A 21,123-nucleotide genomic window follows, 5' to 3' on the forward strand; every position below is an offset into this window, starting at 1 on the left:
AACGGCGGAGTTCCATAGGAACTCCACGTCCTGGACGCAGGACGACCTCGCCGCACATGCGGCGAACCTGTCAGTGAGGGATTAGGTGGTGCGCGGAGGTCGCCAGAGACCGGCCGGTTCACGGACGGTGAGTGACTGCGCATAGTGAAACACGACGGAGGTTGACAACCCGGCGGGACGCGTTATCTCGATGTGCGACACCGGGTGATAGAGGCTACCGAGCTGACAATGCGCGGTTACCTTGCAAAAAAACCCTTTGGCTTTTTCGGGCTGAGACGATTTCATCGTTTCGCAGCCGGGCATCTCCGACGACATTGTGCTGCCTTCGTCGGAACCCATGCTCATCGGACATTCTCCGGTCAGGCCGCTGGCTGCCAGCCCACTGATGGGCAGCATGGCGCAAAGCAGCAGAAGGAGTATTGTCCGGAGAAATTTCATGGCAAGGATTATAGCGGACCTAGTTTTCTCCTGTTATTGCGATGACGGTCAGGTAACCCAAAAGGCAGCATCGATTGGCTTACTGTCTACTACCCGCGACAACATTGCGACTGGTGTTGTCGAAGATGGGCAAGAACAGATCGAAAAATCCAAAAAGGACCCATCCTCGATGCGGCGCGCATCGCGGCGGCTCAGAAGGTCGCGCACTATGAGATTGCAGCTTAGGGAAGCCTCGCCACGCTCGCAAAGAAGCTTGGATATCACGACGGCATGAAGCTCCTCCTTGAGACCCTGGAAGAAGAAAAGGCGAGCGATGAAAGGCTCACGCTGGTCGCAAAGCAAGAGCGCTCGGAAGGGGAATTTGGGAAGTGATTGTTTAGCTATCGTTGCCGGGGCGAGAAAGATGAAAGCCCTGATTTGGCCGCGCAAGAATGACATTTGCTGTGATTCCTGAATCCGCTTGATGTCTATTCGGGCGTCACACTCGCTGCCGATAGGTCAGGCGAGGCAGTAGCTGTCGAGACTCAGCGCTACGTCGCTATACGGTATCCGCAGCGGCTTCCGGCGGTCGCCGAGTTGGTGCGCGGATTAGCGCAGCGAATAGCCTGTCAAAAATTTTATTGTGCCGAGGTATGCAGCCTCAAGATCGTTTCCAGTCGTTCAAATGTTTCCGACCGTGAATGTTGGGCTTACGCATCGGAAGATGCGTACTCTCGTTCAGTTTCAGACATTGAGGAGCGTTCTCCGAATCGCAGAAAAACGTGCGCGGTGGTACTGGTCACATGCCTGAAGCGAAGAACCGACCCTAGCGATAATGCAGGCCTGCGCGCTTCCAGAACGTCAGACCAGCGAGGCCGCCCGCGATGGCAAAGCCTACCCCTACCTGCCTCATGCCTTGGAGCATCGTCAGGTCCGTTCGGTCAGGCGGATCGGTGTACCAGGAGAACGAGTTGGTGATGCCGAGAAACACCGGCACCAGAAGCAGTCCAATACCGACACCGGCAATCAGGTAGAAAAGCAAGTTCCTGATTGCGAAGCGGCGCGCTAAAAACGCGAGAAGTGCGCAAGGTAGGGCTGCAACGATCACTCCCGTCAGCCACGTGAATAAGAACGCCATTACTGTCATGACCATGACTTGTATGGCGCCGTGTCCTCCGGCCGGCAAGGCTACGAGGAAAACCAATGTTAGGAAAGCTACTCCGACAGTTACGCTAAGCAGATAACTTCCCAACACGCGTTCTGCTGTGGGGAAGCTAGCTCCTTTCATACCTGTTTTCATTTTCTTCGTCATAAACGGAGCTTGATAGGAACCTCTTCCGCAACCAGCAGAATACCTCACGTAAGCCGGTCGCCGATAGAACGCGAGTGACCGCTTCGCGCGAATTCGAACGTCACTTGTGGCTCGAGAAGCGAATCCGATCCGGTCGACCCCGGCACTTGCAGACTTCACCCAGCGTCACACAGTAGAATGCGGCTTTAAGTGCCTCGGTACCATCATGCTCGCGCTCAAGCTGACACTGGTTCCCCTGTTTGTGCTTGTCGTTTCGATGTCGGGTAAGTGGTGGGGACCCTCGATCGCTGGTTGGCTGGCTGGATTGCCCGTCGTAGCCGGGCCGATTCTGTACCTCTTGACGCTATCGCACGGAGGCGTGTTCGGAGCACGCGCGGCAACCCTATCGCTGGCGGCAATCCTTGCGTCGGAAGGGTTCAACTTCGCTTATGCGTGGACTTGTCGGTCGCGCTCCTGGCCAGTCGCTCTAGTCGCCGGTCTCGTCGTCTGGTTCCTATGCGCGTGTGGTCTCTCGTTCCTGCCGACTTCGCCTCTGTGGGCGTCGATCGTTGCTGTCGCAGCAGTGTCCATTGGGCAGTCGTTCTTGCCGAAAACTTCAAGCGTTGCGGCCGGAGCGCCGCTTTCCCGGTTCGACTTGCCAGGCAGAATGATCGCCGGCGCTATCCTGACTTTCTGTGTTACATCGTTATCAGCTTGGGCTGGCCCAACGTGGAGTGGGTTGCTTGCAGTCTTCCCGCTGCTCGGGATCATCCTTTCAGTGTCGTCCCAACGCGCGCACGGGCCTGCTTTTGTAATCTCGTTGTTGCGAGGCATGGTGCTAGGGCGTTTTTCGTTCGCAGCATTCTGTCTACTGTTGAGTATCACGCTTCCATACCAACGACCCACCTTGGCCTTCTTCGAAGCGGCATTGCTCGCCATAGTCGTTCAGTGGTGCACGAAGCGCGTAGCAGCACGCAGACGCACGCGAGTCGTCGTTGCCGCTGAATAACTCATCGCATCTCGCGCCGACTTTTCTTTGAACGGGGAGCAGGCGGGAGCCGAACGAGAGCGGCATATCGCAAACTGCATCAAAATGCTGACCGCCAATGCTCCGCGAGACAATCACCGAGGCTACCAATGATCGACTTATCTGCAGTTGCAACGGTCTTTTCGGTCTATGCCGTAGGTGTCGTCATACCGGGACCGAACTTCGTCGCGGTAGTTCACAGGGCGGTTTCGGGCGGCCGCTCCGACACGCTCGCGCTCGTCGCGGGGATAGTGACGATCAATCTGTTTTGGGCCACTTGCGCCATTCTCGGTATCGGGATGGTCTTCGCAGTCTTCCCGTGGCTCGCCGTCGGCGTCAGGCTTGCCGGTGCTGCCTATCTCGTATGGTTTGGGCTACGGCTCATTACAAGGGCGCAAGCGAACGACATAGCAACAGCGCAGCCTCGGAAGACTCCGCTGTTTCGTGCCGCTTTTCGTCAGGGTGTTGCGACAAATATTGCGAACCCGGAGTCCATCGCTTTTTATGCAGCGGTGTTTTCGTCAGCGGCACCCGCCCACGTTTCATTTAACCAGTAGGAATGCATCACACTACTTCGTAACAAACTCGGAGTCGGACCTTAGATAGCAATCGCGTTGTCTGCAGTGCTGTTCGCATCATTGCATTTCTATAGCTGGAGGTATGTGATCAGTACGCTTCCAGTTGGCCTAGTACTCGGTTACGTCTATGTCGTTGAGCAAGCGCGTCCGCGCCGAGCTTTCTGGATTGTCACCACGATTCATGCGTTGCGAAACGCCAATTCGATAGCACTTCTCCATTACCCGTCGTGACGGTTGGGTGCTGATCGAACGTCGACATTCGATTGGCCACTGAACGGAACCTCGAGTTGATCTGGTTGCCAGGTCGGCTGTCGCCTGACTTCAAGACCATCGCTGACTTCCGAAGGGATAATGGCGTTGCAATACGTAAAGTCTACCGCGACTTTGTTGTGCTTTGCCGGCGGCTAAAGCTGTTCTCGGATGCTACGGCTGCGATCGGCGACAGCGAATTTAAAGCGCTCAACAATGGCGACAAGAACTTTACGAAGCGCAAGCGTCAAGCTCGCACGCAACAACTCGAGCATAGTATCGCTCGCTACATGAATGAGCTGAACCGCGCTGATCGGGATCTGGCGAGCCTGCCGGATGAACGAATCCCTCATTTGAAGGACAAGATCAAAAGCTCAAGGCGCAAGTGCAAAAAGCTCGGTGAGGTCGAGAGCAAAGCGTACGGCCTCGCGACGACGTCCGCGGTTCGAACAAAAAAAATGCCCGTCCAACGGGGCGGGCAAAATGAGAGGGGCACACTCGAAAATAAGACGAGGGGCGGTGCGCAGCAAGCTCAGATTTGATTCGGAGAATTTCCGAGACCGTAATCGGCGTCGGATGGTCGCTCTTCGCCTCGGTGAATCTGCAACTAATCGTCTAGTTCGTCGGTTCCCTTGAAAGCCGCGCCACAGGGTGCGCAAGCAGCTCGCCATGAGCGACGGCATAGGTACGGCGCCATCGTGAAAAGTCTTGAGCATCTTGACCGCGTCCGCATCGATCGGCAGCAAGAAAAAGACTCCAGCGCGGCGCGCGTAATCACGCACGCGAAACATCTCGCTCGATTGCTTACAACACCGTCGTGCCTCCAAGATCGGTCACCAGTCGATGCGATGCTTCTCGTCGGTTTCACGATGGCGTCGGTCTTCATCGGCGTGGAGGTAAGGTCAATGATGCGTGTCCAAGGTTGTCGCGCACGAGTAGCAAATCGACCTGCTGATTCACCATCTGGGAGCGCGCGCTGTGCCGCAGTTAGTGAGCGGAGGCCTTTTTTCGCAGGTCAGCGCATGCGGCAGTGGACGGGTTGTGCTCGCGAAGTCTCGCCGCTGCGCCTGCAAACACAGAATTTGACGATCGCGTCCAAGGCGGCGCGAGTCAACTGCGAACAGGTTTCTGTGCTTGAGTGGCTGTGGTGGCGCCGATCGGTAAGACGCGTCGCGAAACTGAGACGGATGATGATCAGCAAGTTATTTATGCTGCTTTCAGTCGCATTCGCCGGTAAAATCCGGCGCTCCAGTTTTAAGGGCCGGACGGCGCGCCCGATTCGCGCGCTTGACTCCTAAATATTCCGGCCCTCATGCCGTTAACCTGATCTTAATCAACGTAATCGATATATAAGCGCTGGGTGCGTCCATGCCCGGTTGGGCGCGTCATAGCGTACCGCCGTCGGTCGTCTCTGCCCGGTTAGAAGAATTCTCACGCGAACACCGACATGCCCGATACGCGCTGGACCATTCCGGTTGCTCGCTGGTCATTGTGGCCTGCCGCCACTTCCGCCGCTCCCGACTTAGGCTTCATCGAACCTTTGACGCGACGCCGGCTCAGCACGCTATCGCGGGCCGCGCTGAAGGTGGCGCACGACTGCGTTGCGCATGTGCCTGCAGTGCGTCTGGTCTTCGCTTCGCGTCATGGCGAACTGGGCCGCACGACCGAGATCCTGCACACCATCGATGCGGGCAAGACGGTCTCGCCCACGTCGTTCAGTCTTTCCGTGCTCAACACGATGACCGGCGTTTTCGGCATCGTGCGCGGCGACCGCGCTCCGGCCAGCGCCCTGTCCGCGGGCACTGAAACCCTCGGCTATGCCTTGCTCGAAGCGTACGCGCAATACGTAACGGACCCTTCGGCTCCGGTGCTGCTCGTCTATGCCGACGAACCCGCCGATCCCGCATACGGCACCGTCGAAGATGAAGTCGATGGCGGGGCGCTCGCGATATTGCTCGACTCATCCGCGCAAACGGGTCGCCTGGAATGCGCGCGCGCAACGGTCAGCGACGAGACCGATGCCGCTCTTCTAGGCACGACGTTCTCTTCACAGAGCCATGCCGTGCAGCACTGTCTCGACACGCGCACGGCGAGCGCATGGCGCTGCAAGAACTCGACCTGGCAATGGTCCTGGCATGAAGCCGCTTGATTACTACTGGCGCCTCGTTGCGACGGCTCTCGCATTCGCCGCGTTCGGCGTCTGCGGGCTGGCTTTCTCGCTGATCGTGTGCCCGCTCGCTTCGATCTGGCCGCATCGCGACTCGAAGCAACGCATTATCGTCGCCATCATTCACGCGTTCGTTCGCGCGCTCGTCGCCGTGCTCGTGCGGGTCGGCGTGATGAAGCTCGACGTGCATGGCGCCCGCGCGCTCAGACGCGACGCGCCGCGCGCGGCCATCGTCGTCGCGAATCACCCGACGTGGATCGACGTGGTGGTGCTGCTCTCGCTCACGCCGCGCGCATGTTGCGTTGTGAAGAGCGCGCACTGGAGCAACCCCTTCTTCTGGGGCGTGATGCGCGCGGCCGAATACGTGAGCAATGCGAACCCCGTCGAGTTCGTCGAAGCGGGCGCACGGCAACTCGCGCGCGGCTACACGATGATCATCTTCCCCGAAGGCACGCGCAGTCCGACACGCAACCGCATGCACGCGTTCTCGCGCGGGTTCGCCCACATGGCCTTGCAGTCGGGCGCGCCCATTCTGCCCGTGCTGATGGACTGCGATCCACCCGCGTTCACGAAAGACATGCGCTGGCACGACATACCCGAACGTGCATTCCACATGCAGGTGAACGTGCTCGAGCCCCTGCGTGCCGACGAACTCGCCGCACGCGACGAGACACCCGCGCTCGCCGCACGCACGGTGACGAGCGCGATCGAAGCCCACATTACCCGGCATCTGATCGACTATGGATTCTTTAAAGCTTGAAATCAAACGGCTTCTGATCGAAGCGCTTGATCTCGAAGACATGCAGCCCGATGACATCGACGACGACGCGCCGCTTTTCGAGACCGACGGCGTCGGTCTCGATTCGATCGATGCGCTCGAAATCGGCATCGTGCTGCGCGAACACTACCAACTGAACATCGCGGCCAATGACGAGCATGCGCGAGAACATTTCCGTTCGATCAACACGCTCGTCGCGCTGGTGGCGAGCCAGCGCGAGCTTGCGCATGCTGCGGACGAAGCCACGAAAGAAGGGGAATGACCGTGACCGAGAATGAAATCCTTGAGCGCATCCGCGCCATCTTCGAAGAGAACTTCGGCATTGCGCCGGAGCGCGTGACGCCCGAGGCGTCCCTGTTCGAAGAGCTCGATCTGGACAGCATCGACGCCGTCGATCTCGCGATCAAGCTGCAGGAAATGACGGGCCGCCGTATCAAGCCGGAAGAATTCAAGTCGGTGCGCACGGTCGCGGACGTGGTCGCCGCCGTCGAGTCATTGCTCGTCGAGCAGGAATGATGCAGCCGCAGACCGCGCACGCGCCAGGCGGGCAGGCCACCGATGCAAAGGCGCGCGGCTGGGCCGGATTCGCGCTGAACGTCGCGTTCAAGCTCGCCTATCCGGCCGTGATCCTGGCCGCGTGGTTCTGGAACGCGCCGCGCTACGCCGGCTGCGTGCTGTTCGCGCTGATCTGGCTGCAGCGCTGCATTGGCACGGGTGTCGTCAGCGTGTCGCTGCGCAGGCTCACGCGCGTCGACTGGATCGTCGCCTTCATGCTGAGCGCCGCGTCCGCCGCGATCGTGTGGACCGATAGCGAACGCCTGTTGCATATCTATCCGTCGCTCGTGAACCTCGGCTTGCTGATCGCGTTCGGTGCGACGCTCGTGCGCGGCCCGTCGATGATCGAAAAATTCGCGCGCATCGGCACGCCCGATCTGAGCGCCGCCGCCGTGCGTCACACGCACCGCGTCACGCAAATCTGGTGCGTGTTCTTCGCCGCGAACGGCCTGTTCGCGCTCTATACGGCGTTGTACTGGCAGCGCGAGGCATGGTCGCTGTACAACGGCGCGATCTCGTATGGACTCGTCGGTGTGCTGCTCGTGGGTGAAATCGTGTGGCGCTATCTCGTGATCCTGCCGCGCGCGCGGCGAGCGGAGGCGGCATGATCGCGCTGCACGATTTGCTGTGCGCGGCGAGCGATGCGCAGAGACCCGTCTGCCGCGACGATCGCGCGGCAAGCGCGAACGCGATCATCACGCACGCGGCTTTCCGTACGCGCGTGGCGGTCCTCGCGTGGTGGCTGCGCGAGCAGTCGGCGCGCCGCTACGCGCTGTGCATCGACGATCCGTACGACTTCGCCTGCGCGCTCTTCGCGCTGTTCGCGTGCGGCAAGGAGCCGGTAATTCCCGCGAGCTCGGCGCCCGGCTATCTCGCCGATCTCGCCCACGCGTACGACGCCATGCTGACCGATGACGACATTCGCGCGCTGGCCGCGACGGAATCGATCAGGGCCGCCGCGCCGCCGATGCCGATGCCGATGCCGATGCCGATGCCGATCGACCCGCACGCACCGCTCACGCTCTACACGTCGGGCAGCAGCGGTAGCCCGAAGCCGATCCACAAGACCCTTGCACAGTTCGATGCCGAAGTGCGCACGCTCGAACGCGAATGGGGCGCGCTCATCGGCGATGCGACGATGCTCGCGAGCGTGGCACACCGGCACATTTACGGGCTGCTGTTTCGCGTGATGTGGCCGCTCGCAGCGGGCCGCGCATTCGATCGCGCGTTGTGCGCCGAACCGCGGCAAGTGCAGTTGCGCATCGCGTGCTGCGGCGCGACCGTGATGGTGTCGTCGCCGGCGCAACTCGCGCGCTGGGCCGCGCTGACCGGTTTCGATGAACTGACGCCCGCGCCGCGCGTGTTCTTTTCGTCGGGCGGGCCGCTCGCGGCGGACGCCGCGTACGACTACGCGCGCGTGTTCGGCGACGCGCCCGTCGAAATCTACGGCAGCACGGAAACCGGCGGCATCGCGTGGCGCAGGCAGAACGTAACGCCGGCGTGGCAGCCGCTCTCCGGCGTCGATGTGCGTCGCGCAGACGACGGCGCGCTCGAAGTGCGCTCGCCGCATCTGGGCCACGGCGACTGGCATCGCACCGACGATGCGATTGCCTTCGACGATGACGGCCGCTTCAGCCTGCAAGGCCGTCTCGACCGCGTGATCAAGCTCGACGGCAAGCGCGTGTCGCTGCCGGAAATGGAAGCGCGGCTCGCGCTGCATCCGTATGTGACGCAGGCGTGCGTCGTGCCGCTCGCGGGTGCGTCGCGGGAGCGCGTGGGCGCCGTCGTCGCGCTGAGCGATGCAGGCAGCGCAGTGTTGCGCAACGAAGGCCGCGTCGCGCTCGCGAAAGCGCTGCGCCGTCATCTCGCCGCGTATTTCGACGTCGTTCTCTTGCCGCGCCGCTGGCGCTTTCGCATCGCACTGCCGTTCGATGCGCGCGGCAAGCTGCCCGTCGCGACGGTCGCGGCGTCGTTCGGCACGCGCGCCGAAGGCTTCGAAGTGCTCTCCGAAACGCGCGACGGCGACAATCTGCACTACGAGTTGCGCGTGCCTTCCACGCTCGTTCACTTCGACGGACATTTCCCGAATCTGCCGATCCTGCCAGGCGTCGTGCAGGTCGACTGGGCGATCCGGCTCGCGTCGGAGCACATCGCGGGCACGCGCGACGCGGCATCCGTCGATCGTCTCAAGTTCATGGCGCCCGTGCCGCCCGGCGCGCTGCTCGATCTGCGGCTCGCGCACGATGCGGCGCGCCGCCGCGTGCAGTTCGCCTATCGGCTGAATGGCCGCGACTGTTCGTCGGGCGTGGTCGTGTACCGGGAGCGTGCATGAGCGATGCGAACCTGCGGACATGCATCGTCATTCCGATCTACAACCACAAGGACGCGATCGGCGGCACCGTCGCGCGCCTCGCCGTGCACGGCCTGCCGATGTTCGTCGTCGACGACGGCAGCGACGAGGCCACGCAAGCCGTCCTCGCGCGGCTCGGCCGGCAGTACGTCGAACAGATGACGCTGCTGCGCTTGCCCGTCAACGGCGGCAAGGGCGCGGCCGTGATGGCGGGTTTGCGGGCGGCGCGGCGCGCGGGCCATACGCACGCGTTGCAGATCGATGCCGACGGCCAGCACGACGCGAACGACGTCCCGCGCTTTCTCTCAGCCGCGCGCGCCGAACCCGGCGCGGTGATTCTCGGGCGTCCCGTCTACGACGAAAGCGTGCCGAAGTCGCGCCTCTATGGCCGCTACCTGACGCACGTGTGGGTGTGGATCGAGACGCTCTCCTTCACGATTCGCGATTCGATGTGCGGCTTTCGCCTGTATCCGCTCGATCCGGTCTGCGCGCTCATCGACAGCGTGCGGCTCGGCACGCGCATGGACTTCGACATCGAAATTCTGGTGCGCCTGTACTGGCGGCGTCTCGCGTTCCGTACCGTGCCGACGCGCGTCGTCTACGCGACGGATGGCGTGTCGCACTTCGACGTGCTGTGGGACAACGTGCGCATCAGCGCGAGTCATACGCGGCTCGTGTGCGGCATGCTGCTGCGTCTGCCGATGCTCCTCGCGCACAAAGCGATGCCGCGCAAGACCTCCGCCGCCACGCGCGCCGAGGGCGGCTGGTGGCGCGTCGCCGAGCGCGGCAGCCGGCTCGGCATGGCACTGCTCGCGCTCAGTTGCCGTCTGTTCGGCGTGCGCTTCACGGGGCTGTGGCTGCATCCCGTCGTCGGCTATTTTCTGCTGACGGGACGCGATGCGCGCGCCGCATCGCATCGATACTTCGCGCATCTGGAGCACGCCGCTCCGGGCGAGGGCACGCCGCGTCCTGGCTGGCGTTCCGCGTATCGGCAGATGCTCGCGTTCGCGCAGTCGGGGCTGGACCGGTTCGCCGCGTGGTCGGGCCGGATCGCCGAAGACGACGTCGTATTCGACGATTCCGCCGCGTTCGAAGCGCTCGTCGAGAGCGGGCGTGGCGCGCTCGTCATCGGCGCGCATCTCGGCAATCTCGAAATGACGCGCGCGCTCGCGGTGCGCAATGGCCGCGCAAAAGTAACGGCCGTCATCTATACGGAGCACGCGAAGCGCTTCAACAGCGTGTTGTCGACGGCCAACGCCGACTTCGCCAGCCGGCTCATGCAGGTGAGCGACTTCGGTCCCGAGACGTCGATGATGATGAAGCAACGCATCGACGCGGGCGAATTGCTCGTGATCGTCGGCGATCGCGTGCCCGCGCACGAGTCGGGCCGCACGACGGACGCGCGCTTCCTCGGTGCGACAGCGCCGTTCGCGCAAGGGCCGTATGTGCTCGCGCACGCGCTCCGCTGTCCCGTCTATCTGTTTTTCTGCCTGAAAGAGCGCGGCGCGGAAGGCGGCACGCGCCATCGGCTGTATTTCGAGCCGTTCGCGGAACGCATCGCATTGCCGCGACGTGAACGCGCACAGCACATCGCGACATGGGCGCAGCGCTACGCGTCGCGGCTCGAACACTATTGCCGCAAGGCTCCTTATCAATGGTTCAATTTCTTCGATTTCTGGGCGCGCCCCGGCAAAACGATGACGGAAGGCTCCACGCCCAGAGGAAACGATGTCCGAGCATGATCTGATCGACGCCGTGCGCGCGCCGCGCACGGCGTCCGCAGTAACCTTCGGCGGGCGGCATCTGACGATCGAAGAGGTCGTATCGATCGCGACGCGCCGCACGCCCGTGGCCCTGAACGGCGACGCCGGCTGGCGCGCGCGCATCGAGCGCGGCGCGGACTTTCTGCGCCGCCATCTCGCGGCCGGCAAGACCGTGTATGGCGTGAACACCGGCTATGGCGATGCATGCGTCGTCGATGTGCCGATGGAACTCGTCGAGGCGCTGCCGCTGCAACTCACGCGCTATCACGGCTGCGGCATGGGCGCGTATCTCGATGACGAAGCGACGCTCGCCGTGATCGCCGCGCGTCTGAATTCGCTGGCGTACGGGTTTTCCGGCGTGCGTCTCGTGCTGCTCGAACGGCTCGCGGACCTGATCAATCATCGCGTGCTGCCGCGCATTCCGTCGGAAGGCTCGGTTGGCGCGAGCGGCGATCTGACGCCGCTGTCGTATGTGGCGGCGGCTTTGGTCGGTGAACGCGAAGTGATGTTCGACGGTACCTTGCGCGATGCCGCCGGCGTGTGGTCCGCGCTCGGCGTGACGCCGCTCACGCTCGCGCCGAAGGAAGGGCTCGCACTGATGAACGGCACGGCCGTGATGACCGGCCTCGCATGCCTCGCGTTCGCGCGCGCGCGTCATCTGACGCGTCTTGCCGCGCGTCTCACGGCGCTCTCCACGGTTGCGCTCGACGGCCGCGCCGCGCACTTCGACGCGACGATCTTCACAGTCAAGCCGCACGCCGGCCAGGCCGAAGCCGCCGCGTGGATCCGCGCCGATCTCGCGGGCCGCAACGACACGCCGGGGCATCGTCTGCAGGATCGCTATTCGATCCGTTGCGCGCCGCACGTGATCGGCGTAGCGGCCGACGCGCTCACGTGGATGCGCCGCGACATCGAGAACGAGCTCAACAGCGCGAACGACAACCCGCTGATCGATCCGGACGAGGAGCGCGTGCTGCACGGCGGCAACTTCTACGGCGGCCATATCGCGTTCGCGATGGACGCACTGAAGACCGCCGTCGCCAATCTCGCGGATTTGATGGATCGCCAGCTCGCGCTGATCGTCGACGACAAGTTCAACAACGGCCTGCCGCGCAATCTGACCGGCGCAACGCATGGGCGCGCGCCGATCAATCACGGCTTCAAGGCCGTGCAGATTTCGGCGTCCGCGTGGACCGCCGAGGCGCTCAAGCACACGATGCCCGCGAGCGTGTTCTCGCGCTCGACCGAAGCGCACAACCAGGACAAGGTCAGCATGGGCACGATCGCCGCGCGCGACTGTCTGCGCGTGCTCGAACTGACGGAGCAGGTCGCGGCCGCGCACACGCTCGCCGCCGTGCAGGCGTTGAATCTGCGTCTGCGTCTCGATCCGGAAACGCCCGTGCCCGCGCCGCTGCGCGAGTTCGCAACGACGATCGCATCGGTTTCGCGGTTCGTCGCCGAAGACCGTGCGCTGGAGCGCGATCTGCGCGCGTTGACGGCGCGCATCGCGGCGTGCGCTCTGGTCGATGCCGATGCAAAGGAACCGCGTCATGGCTGAAGTCGCGCAGGCTCGCACGCTCAAGGCGAGCGCGATCATCGAAGTGCCGTTTCACGATGTCGATGCGATGAACGTGTGCTGGCACGGCCACTATCTGAAGTATTTCGAAGCGGGACGCTCGACGCTGCAGCGCGCGTTCGACTACGACTATCGCGAGATGCAGGCGTCGGGCTATGTGTGGCCGGTCGTCGAGGCGCATCTGAAGTACGTGCGGCCCGCGACCTACGGACAGCGCATCGAAGTGCGCACGGAACTGCTCGAATACGAGAACCGCCTGAAGATCGGCTATGAAATCGTCGATTGCGAAACCGGCCAGCGTCTGACCAAGGGCTATACGATTCAGGTCGCCGTCGATGCGGCCACGCAGGAATTGCAGTTCGTGTCGCCGCCTGTCTTGTTCGAAAAGCTGGAGCGCGTATGGGCGCGTTGAGCATGTTTCGTGCGCTGCTTGTTGTGTTGCTGTGCACGGCAGCGCCATTGCATGCTGCATCCGGCAATCAGGCGCTCGTCGCGCAGGTGACATCGCGGCTCGCGCAGATGAAAGGCGTGCGCGCACAGTTCACGCAGACGCAGACGCTCTCCGCGATGAAGCAGCCGCTCGTGAGCACGGGCACGCTAGTGTTCATGCGCGATCGCGGCGTGATCTGGCGCGTGGAAACGCCTTATGCGGCGACGTTCGTCATCACCGATGCAGGCGTCACTGAAGTCGACGCGAACGGCAAGCCTATCCGCACGAAGAGCTCGCAAGGCATGCGCGGCCTGGCGCAGGTCTCGAAGATGATGCGCGCGATGCTCGGCGGCGATCTCTCCGCGCTGTACTCGCAGTTCGATGTCGATGCGCACGGCTCGGCACCGGACTGGACGCTCGACCTCACGCCGAACCAGCCGCAACTCGCGCAGGCGATTCGCGGCCTGCACATGACGGGCGGCGCGTTTCTGCGCAGCCTGCGGATCGATCTTGCGAACGGCGATACTACGCGCATCGAGTTCACGAAGAGCGAAGCGGCCGACGATCTGCCTTCCGCGGAACGTACCTTGTTGAGCGCGCCATGAGCCTGGCGCACTGGCCTCGCACGACGACGTCGCTATGGCGCGTCCGCGCCGCATGGATCGCGCTCGCGCTCGTCGCGGTGCTGTATTGCGTGCATCGTTTCAGCGGGCCGTCGCCGCTGGAGACGAATCTGCTCGCACTGCTGCCCGCGACCGAAGCGAATCCCGTCGCCGAAAAGGCCGTCGATCAGCTCGCGAACGCGCTCGGCGATCGCACCGTGTTCCTCGTGTCGAGCCGCGACGCGGAGCACGCGAAGGCCGCCGCGAAAAGGCTCGGCGCGACGCTGCAGGCGAGCGGCGCGTTCGCGTCGGTGACGGCGGAGCTGCCGCCATTCGATATCGGGCGGATCGGCGCGCTCTACACGCCGTATCGCTTCGGCATGCTGACACGCGACGACCGCGATGCTCTCACGCACTCGTCCAAAAAAAGCGCTGCATCGCTGCACGACGCGCTGATGCAGCGCATCTACAATCCCGTGCGCGGCCCACTCGCAACGCAGCTCGCCGTCGATCCGTTCGGGTGGCTCGAACACTGGCTGTCCGACCTGCCGCTCGCGACGTCGAACCTCGATCTCGAAGACAACATGCTCGTCGCGCATCGCGGCGACACGACGAGCGTGCTCGTCGTCACGACGCTCAACGGCTCCGCCTACGAATCGCGCGTGCAGCGTGCGGTGCTGTCGGCGGCGGCGCAGGCGGAAACGTCGTTGCACGCCGCATGGCCCGATGCGTCCGTCGCGCGCGCGGGCGCCGTGTTCTACGCGGAATCGGCGCGGCGTGCGTCGGAGCGCGAAGTGCATCTGATCGGCATCGCGTCCGCATGCGGCATCGCGTTGCTGATGCTGTGGGTGTTTCGCTCGCCGCGTCTGTTGCTGCTCGGATTCATGTCGACTGCGCTCGGCATCGTTGTCGCACTGGCCGTCACGATGGCCGTGTTCGGCAAGCTGCATCTGCTGACGCTCGTGTTCGGCGCAAGCCTGATCGGAGAGGCCGTCGATTATTCGATTCAGTACTTCGTCGTCTATCTCGGCGCGCCGCGCAACTGGGATGCGAAAGAAGGCGCGCGTTCGGTGCGGCCCGCGCTTTCCGTGGCGCTCGCGACGAGCCTGCTCGGCTATGCGATTCTCGCGTGGGCGCCGTTTCCCGCGCTCAAGCAGATCGCGTGCTTCGCGATGACGGGTATCTGCGTCGCCTTCGCGTCGGTCATGTGGCTGCTGCCCGCGATGTTGTCGAACGGGCCGAAGGCCACTCAGCGGCGTCTCTTTGCGCGCGCGGCCGTGCTGCTGCAACGCTGGCAGCGTGCGATCGGCGGGAAGCGTTCGTGGGCCGTCGTCGTCGCGCTGGTCGTCGTTTGCGCGCCGGGCTGGCTGCTGCTCAGGAGCGACGACGATATCCACTTGCTGATCCAGCGCGATCCGGCGCTCGTCGCGCAGGAGAATCAGGTGCGCGACGCGGTCGGCATCGACAATACCGCGCAGTTTTTCGTGGTACAGGGCGCGACGCAGGACGTCGTGCTGGAACGTGCCGAAGCGCTGGGCGCGAAACTCGATGCGCTTTCGGGCGATCAGTCGGTGGACGGATGGCGCTCGATCACGCAGTTCGTGCCGTCGGCGCGGCGTCAGGCCGATGACCGCGCACTGCTCGCGCGACATGTCTTCGCCGATCCCGCCGCGTTGCGCGCAACGCTGCTGCAAGCGGGCTTCCGTGACGACATCGCCGATGCGTGGATCGACTCGTTCGCGCAAGCGCAAACGCAACCGCTGACGGTCGAGCGCTGGCTCGCGACGAACTGGTCGAAGCCGTTTTCTCATTTGTGGCTCGGCGCCGTCGATGCCAACGGTCAGCGCGGCTACGCGGCCATCGTGATGCCGCGCCGCGTGACGCCGCAGAACCTGCACGCGCTGATCGCAACGGCGAGCGCGACCGAAGGCGTCGTGTTCGTCGACAAGGCCGCGAGCGTGTCGAAGCTGTTCGGCGAATATCGCGTCGATAGCGCCATCTGGCTCGCCGGCGCGCTGCTGCTCGTGCTCGTGCTGGTGATGACGCGCTATCGGCTGCGCGGCGGTATCGCGACGACGTTGCCCGTGCTGCTGGCGGTCGGCGTGACGCTCGCGGCGTTCGGCTATGCGCGCGTGCCGCTCAATCTGTTCAACTGCCTCGCGCTGATGCTGGTGCTCGGCGTCGGCGCGAATTACGCGGTGTTCCTGCGCGAGGGATGCCTGCGCGACGGCGCCGATCTCGGCGCGGTCTGGACCGGCGTGCTGCTGTCGGCGGCGACGACGCTACTGTCGTTCGGCATGCTCGGCATGAGCGGCATGCCCGCGCTGAAGAGCTTCGGCGTCACGCTCACGCTCGGCATTCTGGTGGCGGTGCTGCTCGCGCCCATCGCCATGCCAAACGAAGGGAGACAACACGCATGACGCTGCCGCCTGTTTATCTGCATGCGCTCGGCATGATCAACGCACTCGGCGACGAGACCGCTGCAATCGCGTCCGCGCTCGCGGAATCGCAATCGCCCGGCATGGGACCTGTGTCCATGAAAAACGGCGATGCGTTCGTCGGCCGTGTGCTCGCGCCGCTCGATATCGCGCCGCCCGCCGCGCTCGAACGCTTCGATTGCCGCAACAACCGCTTGCTGCTCGCGGCACTCGAACGGATTCGACCGGAGATCGAAACGGCTCGCGAACGCTATGGCTCGGCGCGCATCGGCGTGGTGCTCGGCACGAGCACGTCGGGCGTCGGTGCAGCGGAAGAAGCGTTCGCGCATCGCACGAAAACGGGTGCGTTGCCGGCGCACTTCGACTACCGGCAGATGGAGATCGGCACGGCCGCGCCGTTCGCGGCGGCCGCGCTGAACCTGCAAGGCCCGGCGTTCACGATCTCGACGGCCTGCACGTCGAGCGCGAAAGCATTCGCGTCGGCGCGGCGTCTGCTGCAACTGAATCTGTGCGACGCGCTGATCGTTGGCGGCATCGATACGTTATGCGAACTGACCGTGCAGGGCTTCGCGTCGCTCGATTCGGTCAGCCCCGTGCGCACCAATCCGATGAGCCGCAACCGCAACGGGATCAACATCGGCGAAGGTGCGGCCGTGTTTCTGATGACGCGCGACGAAAGCGCCGTGCGTCTCGCCGGCGTGGGCGAATCCAGCGACGCGCATCATGTATCGGCGCCCGATCCGCAAGGCGTCGGTGGCGAAATGGCGCTGCGTGCGGCGTTTGCGGATGCCGGCGTGATGCCCGGCGACATCGGCTATGTGAACATGCACGCGACCGCCACGCGCAAGAACGATGAAATGGAAGCGCGTCTGATGGAACGCGTATTCCCGGACGGCGTGCCCGCGAGCGGCACCAAGCCGTTCACCGGGCATCTGCTCGGCGCGGCGGGCGCGACGGAACTCGGCTTTGCATGGCTCACGCTCGCACGCGACGACGTCCCGTTGCCGCTGCATGCGTGGGACGGCGAAGCCGACACCGCGTTGCCCGCGCTCGATCTCGTGCAGACGAAGCGCCACCTTTCCCGCGCAGCGGGCGCGCGCCATGTCATGAGCAATTCGTTCGCATTCGGCGGCAGCAATGTCAGCCTGATTCTGGCGGGCTGACGACGATGAACGGCGAAACCATGTACCTCAGCGACGCGCTAACCGGCACCTTTCCAGCAATCGAATCGATCATTCCTCATCGCGGCACGATGCTGCTGATCGACGCGGTGACATCGTGCGACGACGAAACGCTGACGGCCCGCGCGAGCGTGCGCCCCGGCGCGTGGTACGCGGACGAGCACGGCGCGATGCCCGCGTGGATCGGCATCGAGTTGATGGCGCAGTGCATCGCGGCGCATATCTCGCTGCTCGCGATGCGCGCGGGCGAGCAGGCGCGCCCCGGCGTGCTGCTCGGCTCGCGCAGCTATCAGGCGCACGTGAGCGCGTTCGCGCGTGATGCGCAACTCGACATCGGCGTGCGCGAAGTGCTGCGCGGCGAAGAGGGCCACGGCGCGTACGAATGCACGATCGGGCATAACGGCGAACGTTATGCCGAGGCCATCATCAAGGTATATCAACCCCATGATTTTCAGACGTTCATCGAAGGGAGCGTGAGCGCATGAACCGTCGAGTTCTCGTAACGGGCGCAAGCCGCGGCATCGGCCGCGCCATTGCGTATCAACTTGCCGCAGACGGCTTCGCTGTTTCCGTGCATTGCCGCACGGGCCGCACGGAAGCCGAAGCCGTGACCGCGGGCATCGCCGCACAGGGCGGTTCGGCGCGCGTCATCCAGTTCGACGTGCGCGACCGCGCCGCGTGCCGCGGGGAGCTCGAAACCGATGTCGCCGCGCACGGCCCTTACTACGGCGTCGTGTGCAGCGCCGGCGTCACGCGCGACGCCGCGTTCCCAGCGCTCACGGAAGAAGACTGGGACGTCGTGATCGAAACCGGTCTCGACGCGTTCTACAACGTGATCCATCCGCTGACGATGCCGATGGTCCGCGCGAAGCAGGGCGGCCGCATCGTGACGATCGCATCGGTGTCGGGTGTGATCGGCAATCGCGGGCAGGTGAACTACAGCGCCGCGAAGGCCGGACTGATCGGCGCGACCAAGGCGCTCGCCGTCGAGCTGGCGTCGCGCAACGTCACGGTGAACTGCGTGGCGCCGGGGCTGATCGAGACGGGCATGCTGGATAACGCGCCCGTCGAGCATGCGCTGAAGACCATTCCGATGAACCGCGTCGGTCAGCCGGGCGAAGTGGCCGCGGTCGTCAGCTTCCTGATGTCCGATGCGGCGTCGTATGTGACGCGTCAGGTGATCGGCGTGAACGGCGGGATGATCTGATGAAACGAGTCGTCATTACAGGCATGGGCGGCGTCACGGCGCTCGGCGATCGCTGGAGCGATGTCGAGACCGCGCTGAAGACGGGCCGCAACGCGGTGCGCCGCATCGACGAATGGGACTTCTTTCAGGCGCTGCATACGCGTCTCGCGTGTCCGCTGCCCGCGTTCGAACAGCCCGCCGGCTGGCCGCGCAAGAAGACGCGTTCGATGGGCATCGTCTCGATGTACGCCGTGCGCGCGAGCGAACTCGCACTCGCGGATGCAGGGCTTGCCGGCGACACATCGATCGGCGACGGACGCATGGGCGTGGCGTACGGATCGTCGTCGGGTTCCGTCGAGCCTATTCGCGCGTTCGGCACGATGCTCAACACCGGCTCGATGACCGAGGTCACATCGAACAGCTATGTGCAGATGATGCCGCACACGACCGCCGTCAACGTGAGCCTGTTCTGGGATCTGAAGGGACGCGTGATTCCGGCGTCGTCGGCGTGCGCGTCGGGCAGCCAGGCGATCGGCTTCGCGTACGAAGCCATCGCGACAGGCAAGCAGACGATGATGCTCGCGGGCGGCGCGGAAGAGCTCTCGGGGCCGGCCGTCGCCGTGTTCGACACGCTCTACGCGACGAGCACGCGCAATGACGAGCCGCAGCTCACGCCGCGCCCGTTCGATGCGAAGCGCGACGGTCTCGTGGTCGGCGAGGGCGCAGCCACGCTCGTGCTCGAAGAGTATGAACACGCGAAGGCGCGCGGCGCGACGATTCACGCGGAGATCGTCGGCTTCAGCTGCAACTCGGACGGCGCGCATATCACGCAACCGACCGCGAGCACGATGGCGCGCGCGATGCAGCTTGCACTCGATGATGCACGGCTCGACCCGCAGGCCATCGCCTACGTGAATGCGCACGGCACATCGACGGATCGCGGCGACGTCGCGGAAAGTCAGGCGACCGCGCAGACCTTCGGCGAGCGCATGCCGATCAGTTCGCTCAAGAGCTACATCGGCCACACGCTCGGTGCGTGCGGCGCGATCGAGGCGTGGTGGACCATCGAGATGATGAAGCGCAACTGGTATGCGCCGACACTCAATCTCACCGAGGTCGATCCCGCGTGCGCGCCGCTCGATTACATCATCGGCGATGCGCGCGCTATCGACGCCGAATACGTGATGAGCAACAACTTCGCGTTCGGCGGCATCAATACGTCGCTGATTTTCCGGAACGTTCGATGAACGCAGCGCGGGTCATGCAGCGCGTCGTCGTGACGGGCATGGGTATCGTCTCGTGTCTCGGCAATTCGCTCGATGCGGTGAGCCGTGCCCTTCGCGAAGGCAGGAGCGGCGTGACGCGTATCGACGCGTGGCGCGAGCGCGGCTTTCATTCCCAAGTCGCGGCGGTAGCGTCCGTCGCTGACGAGCCGCCGTTCGACCGCAAGCTCGAGCGCTTCATGGGCGACACGGCACGTTTTGCGTGCCACGCGGCGAGGAAGGCTATCGACGATGCGCGGCTCGACGAAGCCATGCTGCGCTCGCCGAAGACGGGTGCCGTGATCGGTTCGGGCGTCGGCGCAATGGCGGAGTACGACGTGGCGCTCGCCGTGGCGCACGCGCATGGCGTCGACAGAACGCCGCCCTATACGGTGCCGCGCGCGATGAGCAGCACGGCCTCGGCGAACGTCGCGCAGACCTTCGGCATCGAGGGCGTCGCGTACTCGCCTTCGTCGGCGTGCACGACATCCGCACTCGCGATCGGACAGGCGATGCAGTTGATACGCACCGGACGGCAACACGTCGTGCTCGCGGGCGGCAGCGAAGCGTTGCACGACAACATGACGCTGATGTTCGACGCGATGCACGCGCTGTCGCGCGGCTTCAACGAGACGCCGGCGCGCGCTTCGCGCCCTTACGACACCGCGCGCGACGGCTTCGTGATCGGCTCCGGCGCGGGCGTGCTGGTGCTCGAATCGCTGGATCACGCGCTCGAGCGCGGCGCACGCATCTACGCCGAGCTGACCGGGTTCGGCGAGAGTACCGACAGCACGGGCATGGTGACGCCGCACAGCGGCGGCATCGCGCGCGCATTGCGCATGACGCTCGACGATGCGCGCGATATCGACGAATGGCCCGAGTACATCAACACTCAGGCGCCGTCCACGCCGCTCGGCGATGCCGAAGAACTGCGCGCATTGCGCGAGGTGTTCCGCGCGAAGGTGCCGCCGTTCTCGTCGACCAAGGGCATGACGGGGCATTCGATCGGCGCATGCGGCGCGCACGAAGCGATCTACACGCTGCTCATGATGCGCGACGGGTTCATTGCGGGAACGGGAACGGTCGAGTCGCCGGACCCGCTCGTCCACGGCATGCCGCTCGTGCAGTCCACGCGCGAGGCGCATATCGCGCGTGCGATGTCGGTGTCGTTCGGCTTCGGCGGAAGCTGCGCGGGCCTGAGTTTCAGGAGTGTTTGACCGGTGCCCTTCGTGCAACGACGGGCGTGATTCAAAAGCAACCAAGAGTGACCACA

At 64.2% G+C, this 21,123-nt stretch carries 22 protein-coding genes and 2 pseudogenes; 20 read left to right on the forward strand and 4 right to left on the reverse strand.

Annotated elements, in window-relative coordinates; all coding sequences use genetic code 11:
* Nucleotides 1-81: 81 nt before the first annotated feature.
* From PQR08_RS30465 to PQR08_RS30475, 3 genes are all read right to left on the reverse strand, one after another.
* Nucleotides 82-438 carry a hypothetical protein gene (locus PQR08_RS30465; protein WP_250487195.1) on the reverse strand — a complete coding sequence of 119 codons (357 nt, stop codon included), beginning with the start codon at nucleotides 436-438 and terminating at the stop codon, nucleotides 82-84.
* A gap of 48 nt (nucleotides 439-486) precedes the next feature.
* Entirely contained in the window at nucleotides 487-876 is a 390-nt protein-coding gene (locus PQR08_RS38840) for a hypothetical protein (RefSeq protein ID WP_456264723.1), read from the reverse strand.
* Between the two features lie 367 nt (nucleotides 877-1,243).
* Nucleotides 1,244-1,729: a hypothetical protein gene (locus PQR08_RS30475; RefSeq protein WP_250487197.1), complete on the reverse strand. Its 486-nt coding sequence runs from the start codon at nucleotides 1,727-1,729 to the stop codon at nucleotides 1,244-1,246.
* Nucleotides 1,730-1,934: 205 nt separating this feature from the next.
* Between PQR08_RS30475 and PQR08_RS30480 the strand changes: the two genes are divergently transcribed.
* From PQR08_RS30480 to PQR08_RS30495, 4 genes and pseudogenes are all read left to right on the forward strand, one after another.
* On the forward strand, nucleotides 1,935-2,717 hold the full coding sequence (locus PQR08_RS30480; protein ID WP_250487198.1) for a hypothetical protein: 783 nt from the start codon (nucleotides 1,935-1,937) through the stop codon (nucleotides 2,715-2,717).
* Between the two features lie 128 nt (nucleotides 2,718-2,845).
* Nucleotides 2,846-3,280: pseudogene (locus tag PQR08_RS30485) on the forward strand (LysE family translocator); the annotation flags it as partial.
* Between the two features lie 69 nt (nucleotides 3,281-3,349).
* A complete protein-coding gene (locus PQR08_RS30490; protein ID WP_284509212.1) occupies nucleotides 3,350-3,544 on the forward strand; it encodes a CPBP family glutamic-type intramembrane protease in 195 nt (64 codons plus the stop codon).
* A gap of 56 nt (nucleotides 3,545-3,600) precedes the next feature.
* Nucleotides 3,601-4,104, forward strand: coding sequence for a hypothetical protein (locus tag PQR08_RS30495; RefSeq protein ID WP_250487200.1), 504 nt, complete (start codon nucleotides 3,601-3,603; stop codon nucleotides 4,102-4,104).
* Nucleotides 4,105-4,395: 291 nt separating this feature from the next.
* On the opposite strand, the pseudogene PQR08_RS30500 reads toward PQR08_RS30495, so the two are convergent.
* A pseudogene (locus PQR08_RS30500) lies at nucleotides 4,396-4,676 on the reverse strand (tyrosine-type recombinase/integrase); the annotation flags it as partial.
* A 333-nt stretch (nucleotides 4,677-5,009) separates the two neighbouring features.
* Between PQR08_RS30500 and PQR08_RS30505 the strand changes: the two are divergent.
* The 16 genes from PQR08_RS30505 to PQR08_RS30580 are packed head-to-tail and all read left to right on the forward strand — an operon-like array spanning nucleotide 5,010 to nucleotide 21,067.
* Entirely contained in the window at nucleotides 5,010-5,711 is a 702-nt protein-coding gene (locus PQR08_RS30505; protein WP_250487201.1) for a beta-ketoacyl synthase chain length factor, read from the forward strand.
* Nucleotides 5,698-6,489 (forward strand): lysophospholipid acyltransferase family protein, encoded by a 792-nt coding sequence (locus PQR08_RS30510; protein ID WP_250487202.1) that lies wholly within the window; start codon nucleotides 5,698-5,700, stop codon nucleotides 6,487-6,489. Before PQR08_RS30505 ends, PQR08_RS30510 begins: the two co-directional genes overlap by 14 nt.
* Nucleotides 6,470-6,769, forward strand: coding sequence for a phosphopantetheine-binding protein (locus PQR08_RS30515; protein WP_238211916.1), 300 nt, complete (start codon nucleotides 6,470-6,472; stop codon nucleotides 6,767-6,769). Before PQR08_RS30510 ends, PQR08_RS30515 begins: the two co-directional genes overlap by 20 nt.
* A gap of 2 nt (nucleotides 6,770-6,771) precedes the next feature.
* Nucleotides 6,772-7,023, forward strand: coding sequence for an acyl carrier protein (locus PQR08_RS30520; protein WP_238211965.1), 252 nt, complete (start codon nucleotides 6,772-6,774; stop codon nucleotides 7,021-7,023).
* Nucleotides 7,020-7,670, forward strand: coding sequence for a COG4648 family protein (locus tag PQR08_RS30525; RefSeq protein ID WP_250487203.1), 651 nt, complete (start codon nucleotides 7,020-7,022; stop codon nucleotides 7,668-7,670). Before PQR08_RS30520 ends, PQR08_RS30525 begins: the two co-directional genes overlap by 4 nt.
* Entirely contained in the window at nucleotides 7,667-9,394 is a 1,728-nt protein-coding gene (locus PQR08_RS30530; protein ID WP_250487204.1) for an ApeI family dehydratase, read from the forward strand. Before PQR08_RS30525 ends, PQR08_RS30530 begins: the two co-directional genes overlap by 4 nt.
* Nucleotides 9,391-11,154, forward strand: coding sequence for a glycosyltransferase family 2 protein (locus PQR08_RS30535; RefSeq protein ID WP_250487205.1), 1,764 nt, complete (start codon nucleotides 9,391-9,393; stop codon nucleotides 11,152-11,154). The genes PQR08_RS30530 and PQR08_RS30535 overlap by 4 nt, the downstream gene beginning before the upstream one ends.
* On the forward strand, nucleotides 11,141-12,733 hold the full coding sequence (locus tag PQR08_RS30540; RefSeq protein ID WP_250487206.1) for an HAL/PAL/TAL family ammonia-lyase: 1,593 nt from the start codon (nucleotides 11,141-11,143) through the stop codon (nucleotides 12,731-12,733). The genes PQR08_RS30535 and PQR08_RS30540 overlap by 14 nt, the downstream gene beginning before the upstream one ends.
* A complete protein-coding gene (locus PQR08_RS30545) occupies nucleotides 12,726-13,163 on the forward strand; it encodes an acyl-CoA thioesterase (RefSeq protein ID WP_250487207.1) in 438 nt (145 codons plus the stop codon). Before PQR08_RS30540 ends, PQR08_RS30545 begins: the two co-directional genes overlap by 8 nt.
* The gene (locus PQR08_RS30550; protein ID WP_250487208.1) at nucleotides 13,151-13,786 is read left to right on the forward strand and encodes a LolA family protein; all 636 of its coding nucleotides are present in this window, start codon (nucleotides 13,151-13,153) and stop codon (nucleotides 13,784-13,786) included. The genes PQR08_RS30545 and PQR08_RS30550 overlap by 13 nt, the downstream gene beginning before the upstream one ends.
* Nucleotides 13,783-16,203 carry an MMPL family transporter gene (locus PQR08_RS30555; RefSeq protein ID WP_408163385.1) on the forward strand — a complete coding sequence of 807 codons (2,421 nt, stop codon included), beginning with the start codon at nucleotides 13,783-13,785 and terminating at the stop codon, nucleotides 16,201-16,203. Before PQR08_RS30550 ends, PQR08_RS30555 begins: the two co-directional genes overlap by 4 nt.
* Nucleotides 16,200-17,384: a beta-ketoacyl-[acyl-carrier-protein] synthase family protein gene (locus PQR08_RS30560; protein WP_250487210.1), complete on the forward strand. Its 1,185-nt coding sequence runs from the start codon at nucleotides 16,200-16,202 to the stop codon at nucleotides 17,382-17,384. Before PQR08_RS30555 ends, PQR08_RS30560 begins: the two co-directional genes overlap by 4 nt.
* Nucleotides 17,385-17,404: 20 nt before the next feature.
* A complete protein-coding gene (locus tag PQR08_RS30565) occupies nucleotides 17,405-17,887 on the forward strand; it encodes a hotdog family protein (protein WP_250487211.1) in 483 nt (160 codons plus the stop codon).
* The gene (locus PQR08_RS30570) at nucleotides 17,884-18,609 is read left to right on the forward strand and encodes a 3-ketoacyl-ACP reductase FabG2 (protein WP_250487212.1); all 726 of its coding nucleotides are present in this window, start codon (nucleotides 17,884-17,886) and stop codon (nucleotides 18,607-18,609) included. Before PQR08_RS30565 ends, PQR08_RS30570 begins: the two co-directional genes overlap by 4 nt.
* Complete coding sequence (locus PQR08_RS30575) at nucleotides 18,609-19,835, forward strand: beta-ketoacyl-ACP synthase (RefSeq protein WP_250487213.1); 1,227 nt, start codon at nucleotides 18,609-18,611, stop codon at nucleotides 19,833-19,835. The genes PQR08_RS30570 and PQR08_RS30575 overlap by 1 nt, the downstream gene beginning before the upstream one ends.
* On the forward strand, nucleotides 19,832-21,067 hold the full coding sequence (locus tag PQR08_RS30580) for a beta-ketoacyl-[acyl-carrier-protein] synthase family protein (protein WP_250487214.1): 1,236 nt from the start codon (nucleotides 19,832-19,834) through the stop codon (nucleotides 21,065-21,067). The genes PQR08_RS30575 and PQR08_RS30580 overlap by 4 nt, the downstream gene beginning before the upstream one ends.
* Nucleotides 21,068-21,123 lie beyond the last annotated feature (56 nt).

Source organism: Caballeronia jiangsuensis, from assembly GCF_046030135.1.
Classification (GTDB): domain Bacteria; phylum Pseudomonadota; class Gammaproteobacteria; order Burkholderiales; family Burkholderiaceae; genus Caballeronia; species Caballeronia jiangsuensis.

Bases quoted from the DNA above. Each gene is read 5' to 3' on its own strand.
- PQR08_RS30465 (WP_250487195.1), bottom strand. From the start codon at position 438: ATGAAATTTCTCCGGACAATACTCCTTCTGCTGCTTTGCGCCATGCTG.
- PQR08_RS38840 (WP_456264723.1), bottom strand. From the start codon at position 876: ATGTCATTCTTGCGCGGCCAAATCAGGGCTTTCATCTTTCTCGCCCCG.
- PQR08_RS30475 (WP_250487197.1), bottom strand. From the start codon at position 1,729: ATGACGAAGAAAATGAAAACAGGTATGAAAGGAGCTAGCTTCCCCACA.
- PQR08_RS30480 (WP_250487198.1), top strand. From the start codon at position 1,935: ATGCTCGCGCTCAAGCTGACACTGGTTCCCCTGTTTGTGCTTGTCGTT.
- PQR08_RS30505 (WP_250487201.1), top strand. From the start codon at position 5,010: ATGCCCGATACGCGCTGGACCATTCCGGTTGCTCGCTGGTCATTGTGG.
- PQR08_RS30510 (WP_250487202.1), top strand. From the start codon at position 5,698: ATGAAGCCGCTTGATTACTACTGGCGCCTCGTTGCGACGGCTCTCGCA.
- PQR08_RS30515 (WP_238211916.1), top strand. From the start codon at position 6,470: ATGGATTCTTTAAAGCTTGAAATCAAACGGCTTCTGATCGAAGCGCTT.
- PQR08_RS30525 (WP_250487203.1), top strand. From the start codon at position 7,020: ATGATGCAGCCGCAGACCGCGCACGCGCCAGGCGGGCAGGCCACCGAT.
- PQR08_RS30530 (WP_250487204.1), top strand. From the start codon at position 7,667: ATGATCGCGCTGCACGATTTGCTGTGCGCGGCGAGCGATGCGCAGAGA.
- PQR08_RS30535 (WP_250487205.1), top strand. From the start codon at position 9,391: ATGAGCGATGCGAACCTGCGGACATGCATCGTCATTCCGATCTACAAC.
- PQR08_RS30540 (WP_250487206.1), top strand. From the start codon at position 11,141: ATGTCCGAGCATGATCTGATCGACGCCGTGCGCGCGCCGCGCACGGCG.
- PQR08_RS30545 (WP_250487207.1), top strand. From the start codon at position 12,726: ATGGCTGAAGTCGCGCAGGCTCGCACGCTCAAGGCGAGCGCGATCATC.
- PQR08_RS30550 (WP_250487208.1), top strand. From the start codon at position 13,151: ATGGGCGCGTTGAGCATGTTTCGTGCGCTGCTTGTTGTGTTGCTGTGC.
- PQR08_RS30555 (WP_408163385.1), top strand. From the start codon at position 13,783: ATGAGCCTGGCGCACTGGCCTCGCACGACGACGTCGCTATGGCGCGTC.
- PQR08_RS30560 (WP_250487210.1), top strand. From the start codon at position 16,200: ATGACGCTGCCGCCTGTTTATCTGCATGCGCTCGGCATGATCAACGCA.
- PQR08_RS30565 (WP_250487211.1), top strand. From the start codon at position 17,405: ATGTACCTCAGCGACGCGCTAACCGGCACCTTTCCAGCAATCGAATCG.
- PQR08_RS30570 (WP_250487212.1), top strand. From the start codon at position 17,884: ATGAACCGTCGAGTTCTCGTAACGGGCGCAAGCCGCGGCATCGGCCGC.
- PQR08_RS30575 (WP_250487213.1), top strand. From the start codon at position 18,609: ATGAAACGAGTCGTCATTACAGGCATGGGCGGCGTCACGGCGCTCGGC.
- PQR08_RS30580 (WP_250487214.1), top strand. From the start codon at position 19,832: ATGAACGCAGCGCGGGTCATGCAGCGCGTCGTCGTGACGGGCATGGGT.